Raw genomic sequence first — 13279 nt, forward strand, 5'->3', positions numbered from 1 at the left:
ACTCATCAGTGCTAAATGATATGATAAATACTAAATTTGATGAGTTTAAAAGCTTCTTTAGCTCTGAGACTAAATTTACAAATGTTACAGCTTTTGGGGATAAAAAAATAGAGTGGAATGAAGATATAAAAGGTAAGCTAACCATAAATGGAGTTGAGATAGATATAAATATTGAAAAAGATTTTAAAGACAAAGATGGTAAAACATTAACAAATGGCGAAGCAGAAAAAGCCAAGAAAAACGCCCTACTAAAAGCAATCGCTAACGCTAGCGGCCTAAGCGATATCTCAGCCTCATTTGACAAAGATGGCAAACTAGTACTAAAAGGCTCAGGTGGCGTAGATATAGAGATTAAAGGCGATAGTACTTTTTTAGGTAAACTAGGCCTAAAAGAGCAAAAGCTAGATGGTAAAACTGAGATTATAGGCGGATTCTTTAAAGGATTAAATGATACTATAAATGGCTTAATTGGCACTAATGGTACTCTAACAACTTATGAAGAAAACCTAACAAACTCGCACAAATCTCTAACCCAGTCTAAAGAACAACGCCAAAAAGAGCTAGATACTAAATACACTACAATGGCAGAAAAGTGGTCACAATATGATACTATCATTGCTAAGCTAGAATCTCAAATGAATACTGTAAATGGTATGATCGAGGCTGCAAGAAATGCTAACAAGTAAAGGAACAGTGATGGCATCATCAAATGCTGCATATGCAGCCTATAACCAAAACAATATGGGGATTGACTCCCCACAAAAGCTAATCTCTATGCTATATGAAGGGATTTTGCGTTTTATCTACCGTGCTAAAAAGGCCATGGATGAGGGCGATATAGAAAATAAAGTGCTGTTTTTGAACAAAACTAATGCTATATTTTTTGAACTAATCAACTCTCTTGATATGAGCCAAGGCCAAATAAGCCAGTATCTCCAAGGGCTATATAGTAGACAAATTCAGCTAATCTCAGAGGCTAATATCACAAACGACCAAAGCAAATTAGATGAAGTAGTCCATGTAACAAGAGAGCTTTTAGAGGCCTGGAGAGACGCTACAAAGGGCGAAGATGAACTGGCTAAATGATCTTAAATCAGCACTAGTAAGCGAAAATTTAGATAGAATCGAATACCTAATCAACAACTACCCATCAAAGCTAACTCCAGATGAGCTAGAGTGTACGGCTGCACTTTTAAAGAGTGCAGCTGAGCTTTTTCGTGCTAAGCAAAAAGAGCTAGAAACTGAGCTAAATAAGGTTAAAAAAGCCAAAAAATATGACTTTTAATAGCTTTTAACCTACTAAACTAGCTAGATTATTAAATTTAAGATTTAGCTAGTTTATAAATTTCCTAAGTTATCAAATTTAAGCAGATTATTTAAGTAAAACAGGTGCGACTATAAGCCGAGTTCTGTTATGATGGCCATTTATCTAGATTTGATTTTAGATCAAATTCAAGCGAAGGGTTGAATATAAGACTCCAAACCACCCCTTCTTGCTGCGAGTTGGGTTTACATAGCTACTTGCATCTCTGCTAGTACTGGTGGGCTCTTACTCCACCGTTTCACCATCACCGCCAAAGCGGCAGTTTACTTTCTGTTGCACTATCCCTTGAGTTACCTCAGCCACCCGTTAGGTGGAACTCTGTCTTATTGCAGCTCGGACTTTCCTCAAGGCTTTAAACCTTGCGACCATCCATCGCACCAATATAATTTTAACAAAACCGAGCTTAAAATTTAGAATTAATATAGCATTGATTAACTCTTTTTTAGTAAAATTTAACTAAATTTAATTTTTTATATTTTTTTAAATTTGCAATTTTTAAGGATAATAGATGATTAAAAGAGTCCTATTTATGGCTTTAGTTGCTTTTAATCTTTGCAACGCTCAAGCAAATATAAATCAAGATAGAATGATAACTCCGCTGCCTACTAGTGTCCCATATAATAAAGACAAAGCGATACTAGGAAAACAGCTATATATGGATACAAGTCTATCAAAAGATGGAAAAGTATCGTGCAATACCTGTCATGATTTAAAAAGATATGGGGTGGATAATGAGATATTTTCCATAGGGGCTGATGGAGTGCTAGATGAGCCTTTTAACTCTCCTTCTACATTTAATGCCGTGTTTAACTTTGTTCAATTTTGGGATGGAAGAGCCAAAGATCTAGCCGATCAAGCTACAAATCCATTTACAAATCCAAAAGAGATGGCGCTAAAAGATGAATCTGAAGTGGTTAAAAGAGTTGAGGCAAATCCTTTGTATAAGGCTAGCTTTAATAAACTATATGGCAAAATTACAATGCAAAATATTACTGATGCTATAGCTGAGTTTGAAAAGACGCTAATCACGCCAAATTCACCATTTGATCGATATTTAAATGGAGATGAAAATGCTATAAGCAATCAAGCCAAGCGTGGCTGGGAAGCATTTAAAAGCAATGGCTGTGTAGCTTGTCATCAAGGGCAAAATGTAGGCGGCACAATGTATCAAAAAATTGGAATCTTTGAGCCATATCCAAATCAAGAAAATCTAGGTCGCTACGAGATTACCAAGGTAGAATCTGATAAAATGGTATTTAAAGTCCCAAGCCTAAGAAATGTAGCCAAAACGGCTCCATATTATCACGATGGAAGTATTCCAACGCTTGATGCATGTGTGCAATTTATGGCCTATTATCAATTAGGAAGATTCTTAGATCAACAAACAGTAGATGATATAGTCGCATTTTTAGAAAGCCTAACAGGAGAATTTAATGAACAATTCTAAAAAAATCAGCTTTTTAACTCAATTTATCGCACTTACAGTGCTTGTTTTGATATCTATTTTTATACTTCTAGCTTTTATATTTAATAACTATAAATCTACGCAAAAAAATGAGCAAATAGCTATGGCTACGCAACATTTACAAATTTATGATTTACAGATTGATCAAGTTTTTAAAACCAAATTTAACTTTATAAATTATGACTCAAGTGTAGTTTATAGTAATAAATTTAAAGAAACCTTGCAATATTTAGCTAGTTTAAATGTAGATGAGAGTATGCTAAATTCTATAAAAAAATCATTTGAAGATAAACAAAATGAGCTAGAGAGATTTAAATCGGCAAACTCTATTGCTATAAACTCAAAATCATATCTATTTACACTAAGTAGCGATATAAATAAAATAGTAGCCCAAAATCCAACACAAAGCAATCTTGCTTTAATAAATACCATCGATCAAATTCTAGCTATAATATCTACTCAAAATATATTAGCTAAAGATGTTTTAAATAGATTAAATTCGCTTGTTAATATAATTGATACAGATAAATTTGCCGATACTGAGCTGTTAAGCCTATTTAAAAAGCATTATACCACAATGCTAGCTCAAATTAGCGTAATGCAAGATAATTCTAAGCACTATCTAAGCCAAGAGTTAAGCAAGAAACTAAATAGATTTGAAAATATTATCCAAGATCAAATTCAAAAAAACCATCAAAACCAGCTCTATATTGCTATGGCAATATTTGGCGTAACTTTAATCTTATTTATACTATTTATCTGGCTAACCCTAGCTAAGGTTGTCATACCAATAGGCAATTTAGAGCTATTAAGCTCAAATTTAGCTAGCAATAGAGCAAATCTAAGCTCTCGTTTAAAAATCGATCCAAAAAGTGAGCTTGCTACTAGCGCTGGATATATAAATAAATTTATACAGATTGTTCAAAATTCAGTTTTAGAGGCTATTGATAGTTCAAATACAAGTCATAAAAACTCAATTAGCCTTCAAGAAAATGCTAAAAAACTAAAACAAAACTCACTTCACCAGCACGAACAAGTAGCTAGCGTTCAAAAGATTACAATCTTATTAAATGAGACAATTAATCTAAATAAACTACTTGCTAATGATGCAACGCTAAATATGCAAGATTTAAAAACATTAATGAATACAGTAGAAAATACTCTTTTAGAGTTGATTGAATTAATTGAAGTTAGTAGCCAACAAGAAAATGAGATCGTAGCCAATATGGATCAACTAGTAAAAAGTGCTGATACTATCTATAGCGTTACAAGTGCTATTAAAGATATCGCAGACCAAACAAACCTACTAGCGTTAAATGCTGCTATAGAAGCTGCTCGTGCAGGAGAACATGGTAGAGGTTTTGCAGTCGTAGCTGATGAAGTTCGTGCGCTAGCTGACAAAACTAGCAGATCTTTAGGCGAGATAAATATAACTGTTCAAACTATTGTTCAACAAGTCAATTACAATAAAACCCTAATGGATGATATCCATATCTCTATGGATAATACCTCAAATAAAGCTGCTGATCTAAAAAATGAGATAGCAAATTCAATAAATAAATTAAACGCTGGAATCCAATCTACTCAAACTGTAGAAGAAAAATCTATTATGGCTAAAGAGCGTGTAACGCTTCTAAATAGTAATATAGATAAAGTAAGCATAGCAGCTACTAACCTCACTCAATTAGCTACTCAAATTGAGATAGTATCAAATGAAATTTTAAATAGTGCAAAAAAACTAAACGATAAGCTAACTAGCTTTAAGTAGATATTTATAATAAGACTTGTCAGCATAAATTACATTGCTGACAAGCTGCTAATAATCATAGCATTTAGCAAATTTATAATCTTTAAATATCAAATATCTCTCTACCTAAAATCTCACGCAAAACCACAGTAGCATAAGATCCCTTTTGTAATGTAAAGCTTAGGCTAAATTGCGCCTCCTCTTCATTATAGTTATATTTCATCTCATCGGCCCATACCCAGTTAAATCTCCTTGACCCATTAGCAAATTTAGCAAACCCAAATCCCTCAGCCATAATCTCTTGTTCAAGACTAAGCGCCACGCCAGTAGCCTCATAAGCCCTAGTTCCAACTAATAAACCACAGCTAGTGCGATCACGCTGATTAAATTTATCCACCTCAGATTCTAAATCCTCGCATAAAAATAACTTACCAAATGGATAATGCCCCATCACTTCACCACGAATTAATCTAAAAAACTGTTTTTGATTTTTTAAATCTTTGATAGTATCGTTATCAAATTTATAAATTTCAGCTAATTCCTTAGCGCTAAAACTATCGCAAAATCGACTAATCTCAACCCTTTTACTAAGATAGCGGTTAAATAACTCACTTTGATATGCAGAAATCAAAAAATCTCTAAGCTTTGGATTATATTTTTTAAGGATTTTTTTATCCCCACTTGCCATAGCTATTAATAACTCTTTAGCGTTTTGATAATTATCGCCAAATCTACCAAATCTTTGATAACCAAAATAGTTAGCAAAACCACGATTTTTAATCAATTCTATAACATTTTCAAGCTTTTTAGCCTCGCTTGGTAAAACCTTTTTAAGACGAATAAAAAAGTGATTTGCTTTTAAATGGCCAATTCTTAGCTTATTATTATGGCGTGTAGCATTTAGAATTTTAATATTTTCATTAGAAAAACGCTCTATAAAGCTCTCAAATTTAGCCGGAAGTGAGATATATTGCGTCGTCATACCCTCTTTATCTTTTAGCCCGGCATATCCAAAGTCTCTTATCTTAGCACCAGTAGCTGATGCTAAAGCGCTTAAGGCTTCAGATGTACTTAAGCCTTTTTTTTGAATCTGTATAACTAAATGCTCCCCACTTCCGCTAAACTCATATAGCGGTATCTCACGCACTACAAAATCGCTTGCATTCTTACTAAAATGCGCATTAATTGGCGTATGCGTTGTTGTTAATAATGGTTTAAAAATGGGTGAATTTTCCATGAAATTTTGCCCTTTCGTTTATAATTTTACCTAGTAAATTTAATTTTACTCTACATTTTTTAGCTTGATTTAATACTCTTTTGATATTTTTAGGAGGTACGACAATGAGCATCTCATACTCTTCGCCACTGATAAACTCAAATTTGGATAATTTTTTCTTAAATTTAACTGATCTATTTTGAGTAATCTTTGGCAAATCGCTAGCCAAACCATCGCTAATATCCATTCCTGATCTTATCCATTTAGCACTTTGCCTTATAAACTCTTGCCTTAAATTTGGGCTTACAAAGCGTGAATTTGAGCTAATTTTCCCACCGTTTAAAAGAGTTCTAAGTCCCTTAATTGAACCACCTAAAGTGCCAGTATAACACACTATATCACCTATTTTGGCCCCATTTCTTATTAATGGCTTTTTTGAGTTTAGATATGATATTATAGTTAGACTAATTATTAATTTATCACTTAAAATAGTATCTCCGCCAATAATTTGCGCGCCATATCGTGCTGCACACTCTTTTAGTCCAATGCTTAACTCTTTAATATATTTATTGCTTAAATTCTTAGGTAGTCCCAAGCCTAAAAGTGCATATTTTGGCGTAGCATTCATAGCAATTGCATCACTTAAATTTACTATCATAGCTTTTTGACCAATCTGTCTTGGGCTTAGCCAGTGTGATTTAAAATGAATACCTTCTACAAACATATCCTTGCTATATACTATATCACCGACAATAGCACCATCATCGCCATTTAAGTTATGCTTAAAATTTGATATTATACTCTGTTCTTTATCCACTCTACAAGCGCCTCTTCATAGCCAAATTTACGCCCATTTAGCCCTGCACCATCAAGTATTAAATCTCCATTATCTAGTGAGATTATATCTCTTGATTGGCTGCTACTATTCATCCAGCTTAAAAATATTCCATCATCAGCCCAAACATCAGCACCTGAACCGCCAGGAATTGCTACAATATCATAACCATAAAGCGACTCAGAACTTAGATGCATAGGTAGGGCTAATCCCATCTCATCACGGGCATCACCACGAAATCCAATCACAACAAAATCAATCCCGCATCGCATAAAAACATCATAAATTCTAGCAAAACTAAGAAAATTTACTCCATCATAGACAATAATTGCACTTTTCACTTTTAACCTTATTATTTTAATAGCGCAATAGTATCAAAACTCCTATAAAATAGCGATAAATTTGATATAATTTGTATAAATTTAGAAAGGATTAATATGATTTATAGCGATAAATTTATATATATCGAAATAGAACCAAACGCCTCTCCATGGGTAAAGATATTTACTCAAAGCGAATTTAAAGAACTTAGCGATTGTGATACTGATACGAGAAATAGGCTATTTCAAGCAGCACTTGAGTGCGAAAAAGCTATGATTGAGTTTTATAACCCTGATAAGATTAATTGGGCAAGCTTTGCAAATTATATGCCACGAGTACATATGCATATTCAAGCTAGATTTAAAGACGATGAGTACTTTCCAGAGTCTTTATGGGGTAAAAAACAGCGAGAAGCAAGACCAAGAGATATAAAAATAGATGAATTTTCTAGCTTTTTAGCTCATCGTTTAAGGGTGCTTTTTGGCTAAATTTTATATTATTTAAGATATATTATTTTTAGCCAAATATAATCAAATTTATAAACTCAAAAGGAGAAAATATGAAAAAACAAATTTTAACTTCAGTTGCAGCTTTAGGCCTGCTTTTTGGTGCAGCAAATGCTACAGTTTATAGCGTGGATACAGTTCATTCTAGTACAACTTTTAAAATCAAACACTTGCAAGTAAGCAATGTGACTGGCTCATTTGGTAAATTTGCTGGGGAAGTAGATATCACAAACAAAATCCCATCTAGCCTTACAGCTACAATTGATGTTGATTCAATTAATACAAACAATAGCGGCCGTGATGCTCACCTTAAAAAGGCTGATTTCTTTGATAGTGCAAAATTTCCACAAATTAAATTTATAATGAAAAGCTTTGAAAATGATGGCGATGGCGAAGGCAAAATCAAAGGCGATCTAACAATTAGAGATGTTACAAGACCAGTTGAGCTTGATTATGAATTTATAGGTACTAACAAAAATAAAAAAGGCATTGAGATTGTAGGCTTTAGTCTAGAAGGCAAGATTAAAAGAAGTGATTTTAACTTTGCTCCAGAGTCTAGTACAGTTGCACTTGGTGATGAAATTAAGCTAAATATCGAGATTGAAGCAGTTAAAAAATAATAATTGGAGTGGCTTAAAGCCACTCATCTAATTATGCTAAAGTAGCATTGATCATCCAGATTTTTTTCTCTAGACTTGCATATTTTTCTTGTGCTATAGCTACAGTTGTATTATCACCTGCGCTCTCAGCAATCTCTTCAAGTTTTTTAAACTCAGCTAATAGATATACAAAAGCATCTTTTAAAGCTTCAATTACTTCTACTGGAGTATAGCTATCTTTGCTAACTACTGGAGCTTTAGCAACTTTTAAAAGTTCATCAGCCTTTGTAATTGCTTTGCCGCCTAATTGAATAGCGCGCTCTGCCATCTCATCAAAAAGCTCAGCAAGTTCATTGTATTCTTTTTCAGTATACTCATGAATTGAGAAAAATTGTAAACCTTTTACATTCCAGTGATAATCATGAAATGCTACAAATAGACTGTGAGCATCTGCTTGAAGTTGATTAAGTTGTGTTACTACATTTTTCATTTTTTATCCTTTATATTTAATTTGTGTAATTATACATAGAAAAAACTTAAAAAAGCATAAAATAAATAATAATTTTTATTATTTAGAATATTTTATTATTTAAGTTAAATTCAACTCTCTTTACTCTCTAATAGCTTTTTAAGTATTCGCTTACCAGCTTCTACGCCTGGCTGATCATAAGTATTAATACCTAGCATTAATCCAGTTGCACTAGTAAGTAGCTCATAATAGTAGATTAACCAACCACAATGCCACTCATCAAGTCTATCAACCACTAGCTCATCAATACTAATCATCTCACTAGCTAAAGCCTGCATAGTAGAATGTGCTTGGGCATTAAAAACCTCAGCTATACTCTTATTATTTACAAAATCACATCCATTTAAAAAATCTAAATTTAAATCTGGTACTGTGATACTATTGCCGTGATCTTTAATAGTGATAAATGTTACTGTCTTATCCTTTACTCCCTCCATTATAAGCTGTAAAAATGAGTGTTGATCTTTACTACCAACTAATCCAACTGGTGTTAGCCCTAGTCTTTTATAGCCACGCTTTTTACCCAAGCTCTCTGCCCATAGCTGCACATACCACTCATTAAAGCTTGTCAATCTATCACTATAACTAAATAGCACATTTATCTTAGCACTACTATGTGTGGCGTAGTGATAGGCCTTTTGCAATACTCCATCATCATTTCTACTTAAATATTGCTCTTTTGCACTATTAGCTCCAGCTAAAAGCTCGCTTATATCAGCTCCACATAATCCAAGTGGTACAAGCCCGATGGCTGAAAGAACACTAAATCTTCCACCGACATTCTTTGGAATATTAAAAATCTTAGCTCCAACTTTTTTAGCATAGCTCTCAAGTGGGCTATCTGGATCGGTAATAAAGATAAAATTCTCATAACTTTTTATAGCAAATTTTGCTAAAATATACTTATATATAGATATAGTTTCAATTGTAGTGCCTGACTTACTTGAAATTATAAATAGCGTTTTGTTAGGATTGATTTTAGCACACTTTTTTTCTATGCTATATGGATCAAGATTATCTAAAAATATTAGCTCTTTTTGCAAATTTAGCATATCATATAACGCTTTTACTCCAAGCGAGCTGCCGCCCACTCCTACAAGTACTACACTATCAAATTCACATCTAAAAAGCTCATTAATCCTACCAACCATATCTACCCCAAGGCTAGGTAGATGATAGTAACCAATATCATCGCCGCTTAGCTCATCATTCATTCGCCTAGCATAGCTATTGATTGTTGTGATATTTTTTGGGCTAAATTTGAGATTATTTACTACCATTTTCGTGCTCATAGAAAAAATTCGTAGCTTCAACATATCCAGCTACACTTCCACAATCAAACCTTCGTCCTTTAAATTTATAGGCTAAAACCATTCCATTTTGCGCCTGTTTAAGTAACGCATCGGTGATTTGCACCTCACCATTTTTACCTGGATTAGTATGTTCTATGATCTCAAATATATCTGGAGTTAAAATATATCTACCAATTATTGCTAAATTTGTTGGTGCATCTTTTGGATCTGGCTTTTCTATCATATCATTTACCATTATTAGATCATCTTCAATAAATTTACCATCTATAACGCCATAGCTACTTATAGTTTCTTTTGGTACCTCCATTACAGCAACTATACTACAGCGATATTTCTCATAAATTTTTACCATTTGAGCTAGGACATTTTCGCCATCTTCATTAACACACAAGTCATCAGCTAAAATTACACCAAATGCCTCATCTCCTACAAGACCCTTGCCGCTATAAATTGCATCACCTAAACCTCTCATATGAGTTTGACGAGTAAAACTAAATGTACAATGCTCCATCAACTCTCTAATATCAGTTAATAAATACTCTTTATTTGTACCTGAGATTTGATGCTCTAGCTCATAGCTAATATCAAAGTAATCTTCTAGCGCTCTTTTACCACGCCCAGTAACAAAGGCCATATTATTCATACCAGCCTCTCTAGCCTCATCTACACCATAGTGGATAAGCGGTTTTGTCAAGATTGGCAACATCTCCTTTGGCAAGCTTTTTGTCGCTGGTAAAAATCTAGTCCCATATCCAGCAGCAGGAAAAAGACAAGTTTGTATCATTATCACTCCTTAATGTATAAAAATTTGCTAAATTTACCCCAAATTTACTTAAAAAGCACTTTTAAGGTAGGCTTATTGTAAATAGTTTTGGTTCATTTTGAACTGCAACTGAGCCTTTATGAGCATTTATAATCTCTAAGCTAAGCGCAAGACCTAAGCCATTACCTTTAAGCTTTGTAGTCTTAAACGGCTCAAAAATTGCTCCACTAGGTAGCTGCACACCACTATCACTGATATAAAAATTATGCATACCATCTTTAAACTTATGTTCTATGCTTACTACACCACCATCATCATCACTCTCTTCAATCGCATCAATTGCATTAAATATAAAGTTACAAAATACCAAATCAAGCAAATTTATATCACCGCAAATCACCCCATCAAAACCGCTAAATTTAAACTCAATATCTTTAGTAAATGCATATTGTGCAACCGCCTCGCCGCACATAATCTCTAAATCTTTTAACTCAAATTCATTTGCACTTATTTGAACACCTTTGGTAAAAAGTAAAGTTGCCTTTATAATCCCTTCAACTCTATAAATAGCCTTTTTTATCTCTTCTATTAATGGTCGATTTCTATCATCTATTCGTTTTAAAAGCGTACTAGTTAATAATGAAATTGAGCCTATTGGATTGCGAATCTCATGTGAGAGATGCGCTGCTACTGCACCCATTGATACTAGTCTAGCGCTTCGTTTTTCATCAGTTATATCAGTAGCTAAAATTATTTTATTTTGCATATTATGAGTAATTTTAATAGCATAAACCCTACCATCAAATTCGACCTCTTGAGTACTTTTTTCCATATTAATACAAGGCAAGATATCCATAATTTGCTTGGCTTTATCATTACTTAGCATTACCTCTCCACTAGTACTAATCGCCCATAGCGATGCGCCTAAACTCTCGACAATCCCTTGGGTAAATTTTTGCAAATTTGCATAGGACTCGCCTAATACTTTATACTCTTTTTCTATTAAATATGTCTGTTCTATTAGGCTTTTTAGCCCCTCTTCTATACTTTTTATATTCTCATTCATATAAATCCTTAAAATCATCAAGTCCAAACAAAATCACTCTATTATCTCTAAGCCCTAAAAGCTCATTACTAAAGCCAGATTTTGAAAATAACGCCATCTTATCCCAATTTATTTTAGATTTTTCACACTTTTGCATTAATAAATTTAGTATATTTTTGCAGATTTTTCGCTCCTTATATTTAGCTTCGGCCACTAGAGTAAAACCATCATAACTAGTGTAGATATCAATCTCATTTTCTTTATCCCAGTAGCTTGAAATTTGCTCTTTTGGAATATTTAAATTTTTTGAGAGTAGCTCAATGCTTGCTAGTTCAAACTCAAGCGAGCAGTAGTGATCAAATTCTACTTTTATCTTATCCATTACAGACTCTTTATCACCAGCTTTTAAAAGCTCTAAATTTGGCTCAATAAATCTAAACCAAAATCTATAAAACCGCTTGGTAAAGTGAATTTTATCTTGAATTTGATATCTTCGCAGCTCTTTTTTGAGTTTTTGGTGACGATTTTTAACCGGTTTTACCTCTTTTGAGTACTCAAATTTGATAAATCCTTTAGTATTTAACTCACTAATTATAGCCAAGCTAAGCGCTCTAGGTAGATATTTACTTGCTACAAATCTCTTTCTATCACCCTTAGCAAGGCGCATTAGAAATATTTTCGCCTCATCATGATAGAAACTAAATTCGCTACAAAAACTATCAAATTTAGTTAAAATTTCACTATCAATCGCCTCAAAAATATCATCATAACCATCTAAAATCCGGTCAAAAACAAAATAAAATTGCAGATATTTTAAGGTATCCAAATCACTCTAACCTTTTAAATTTACAAAATTATAGCAAGTTTTGGTTATAATAAAGCCCAAATTCAACACAATGGTATTAAATGAGTAGTAAAAGATTATGGATTTATATAGGTATTTTTATGCTTTTTTGCGTCAGTATAGCGCATTTTATATTTCAAAACTACCTATATATGCGTCCATGTGTGCAGTGTATCTATATACGATATTATATGATTATAGTAGGGTTTGGAGCAATTTTTACAGCAATTTTTTATAAACAAATTGTATGCTTCATTCTTGGGATTTTAGCATTTAGCTATGGCGGAGTTTGGGGGACAATAGAGAGTTTTAAACTAAATACTATCCATAATGCTATAACTAACGCTAATCCATTTGGAATAAAAGGCTGCCTTGATAGGCCAAATTTTGAGCTAGGCATTAAGTGGGATGAGATATTTCCATCACTATTTCGTGCCACTGGAGATTGTGGAATGGATATGCCAATGCCACCACTTAACGCTAAATTTGACCCGCTTCAAGCATATCTAATCGAACTATATCAAAATGGCTGGTATCTAATTCCGAGCTTAAAGCTAATTAATATGGCACAAATTTCTGCTATTATATTTGGTTTGGCTTTGATTTTGGGTCTAATTTTATTAATATTAAGAATTAAAAAGGTAAAAAAATGGTTGAAATATTAGAACAAATTTGGGGAATTAAAGCCCTATATGTTGATGAAAATCATATAAGTGAATTTAGTAGCGATGAAGCAGCAATAATCCTATCTATCACGCCACGAAATTATGAT

15 protein-coding genes, 1 other RNA gene and 1 pseudogene are annotated in these 13279 nt (G+C 33.2%); 8 read left to right on the forward strand and 9 right to left on the reverse strand.

Going from position 1 to position 13279, the window contains the following annotated elements; all coding sequences use genetic code 11:
* The 3 genes and pseudogenes from J6V67_RS01890 to J6V67_RS01900 form a co-directional block, all read left to right on the forward strand.
* A pseudogene (locus J6V67_RS01890) lies at positions 1-686 on the forward strand (hypothetical protein); the annotation flags it as partial.
* A 10-nt stretch (positions 687-696) separates the two neighbouring features.
* Complete coding sequence (fliS, locus tag J6V67_RS01895) at positions 697-1086, forward strand: flagellar export chaperone FliS (protein ID WP_291857746.1); 390 nt, start codon at positions 697-699, stop codon at positions 1084-1086.
* Complete coding sequence (locus tag J6V67_RS01900; RefSeq protein WP_291857748.1) at positions 1070-1285, forward strand: hypothetical protein; 216 nt, start codon at positions 1070-1072, stop codon at positions 1283-1285. The genes fliS and J6V67_RS01900 overlap by 17 nt, the downstream gene beginning before the upstream one ends.
* Positions 1286-1382: 97 nt before the next feature.
* Here the strand turns inward: J6V67_RS01900 and rnpB are convergent.
* Positions 1383-1705, reverse strand: an RNA gene (rnpB, locus tag J6V67_RS01905) — RNase P RNA component class A.
* Positions 1706-1853: 148 nt separating this feature from the next.
* On the opposite strand from rnpB, the gene J6V67_RS01910 reads away from it, so the two are divergent.
* Both J6V67_RS01910 and J6V67_RS01915 read left to right on the forward strand, forming a co-directional pair.
* The gene (locus tag J6V67_RS01910) at positions 1854-2771 is read left to right on the forward strand and encodes a cytochrome-c peroxidase (protein ID WP_291857775.1); all 918 of its coding nucleotides are present in this window, start codon (positions 1854-1856) and stop codon (positions 2769-2771) included.
* Positions 2758-4557 (forward strand): methyl-accepting chemotaxis protein, encoded by a 1800-nt coding sequence (locus tag J6V67_RS01915; protein WP_291857750.1) that lies wholly within the window; start codon positions 2758-2760, stop codon positions 4555-4557. Before J6V67_RS01910 ends, J6V67_RS01915 begins: the two co-directional genes overlap by 14 nt.
* 82 nt (positions 4558-4639) lie before the next feature.
* Here J6V67_RS01915 and truD read toward each other — a convergent pair whose 3' ends face one another.
* From truD to J6V67_RS01930, 3 genes are read right to left on the reverse strand one after another with little or no spacing between them, the layout of a single operon-like run.
* A complete protein-coding gene (gene truD / locus J6V67_RS01920) occupies positions 4640-5773 on the reverse strand; it encodes a tRNA pseudouridine(13) synthase TruD (protein WP_291857752.1) in 1134 nt (377 codons plus the stop codon).
* A complete protein-coding gene (locus J6V67_RS01925) occupies positions 5751-6569 on the reverse strand; it encodes a thiamine-phosphate kinase (RefSeq protein WP_291857754.1) in 819 nt (272 codons plus the stop codon). The genes truD and J6V67_RS01925 overlap by 23 nt, the downstream gene beginning before the upstream one ends.
* Entirely contained in the window at positions 6548-6928 is a 381-nt protein-coding gene (locus J6V67_RS01930) for a hypothetical protein (protein WP_086269970.1), read from the reverse strand. The genes J6V67_RS01925 and J6V67_RS01930 overlap by 22 nt, the downstream gene beginning before the upstream one ends.
* A 96-nt stretch (positions 6929-7024) precedes the next feature.
* Here J6V67_RS01930 and J6V67_RS01935 point away from each other — a divergent pair, with 96 nt between their 5' ends.
* Together J6V67_RS01935 and J6V67_RS01940 are read left to right on the forward strand one after the other, a co-directional pair.
* Positions 7025-7396: an HIT family protein gene (locus J6V67_RS01935; RefSeq protein ID WP_291857758.1), complete on the forward strand. Its 372-nt coding sequence runs from the start codon at positions 7025-7027 to the stop codon at positions 7394-7396.
* A gap of 71 nt (positions 7397-7467) precedes the next feature.
* Positions 7468-8034, forward strand: a complete 567-nt coding sequence (locus J6V67_RS01940) for a YceI family protein (protein ID WP_291857760.1) — start codon at positions 7468-7470, stop codon at positions 8032-8034.
* A 31-nt stretch (positions 8035-8065) separates the two neighbouring features.
* Here the strand turns inward: J6V67_RS01940 and J6V67_RS01945 are convergent, their stop codons facing one another.
* The 5 genes from J6V67_RS01945 to J6V67_RS01965 all read right to left on the reverse strand — a co-directional run bounded on the left by J6V67_RS01945 (position 8066) and on the right by J6V67_RS01965 (position 12489).
* Positions 8066-8503, reverse strand: coding sequence for a DNA starvation/stationary phase protection protein (locus J6V67_RS01945; RefSeq protein WP_291857763.1), 438 nt, complete (start codon positions 8501-8503; stop codon positions 8066-8068).
* A 110-nt stretch (positions 8504-8613) separates the two neighbouring features.
* On the reverse strand, positions 8614-9822 hold the full coding sequence (locus J6V67_RS01950) for a glucose-6-phosphate isomerase (RefSeq protein WP_291857765.1): 1209 nt from the start codon (positions 9820-9822) through the stop codon (positions 8614-8616).
* Positions 9809-10639: a UTP--glucose-1-phosphate uridylyltransferase GalU gene (gene galU, locus J6V67_RS01955; RefSeq protein WP_291857767.1), complete on the reverse strand. Its 831-nt coding sequence runs from the start codon at positions 10637-10639 to the stop codon at positions 9809-9811. The genes J6V67_RS01950 and galU overlap by 14 nt, the downstream gene beginning before the upstream one ends.
* A 61-nt stretch (positions 10640-10700) precedes the next feature.
* Entirely contained in the window at positions 10701-11684 is a 984-nt protein-coding gene (locus J6V67_RS01960) for a PAS domain-containing sensor histidine kinase (protein ID WP_291857769.1), read from the reverse strand.
* A complete protein-coding gene (locus tag J6V67_RS01965; RefSeq protein WP_291857771.1) occupies positions 11677-12489 on the reverse strand; it encodes a DUF234 domain-containing protein in 813 nt (270 codons plus the stop codon). The genes J6V67_RS01960 and J6V67_RS01965 overlap by 8 nt, the downstream gene beginning before the upstream one ends.
* 80 nt (positions 12490-12569) lie before the next feature.
* On the opposite strand from J6V67_RS01965, the gene J6V67_RS01970 reads away from it, so the two are divergent.
* On the forward strand, positions 12570-13172 hold the full coding sequence (locus J6V67_RS01970) for a disulfide bond formation protein B (protein ID WP_291857773.1): 603 nt from the start codon (positions 12570-12572) through the stop codon (positions 13170-13172).
* Positions 13173-13279: the final 107 nt, after the last annotated feature.

The organism is Campylobacter sp. (assembly GCF_017646085.1).
In the GTDB taxonomy this organism is placed as follows: domain Bacteria; phylum Campylobacterota; class Campylobacteria; order Campylobacterales; family Campylobacteraceae; genus Campylobacter.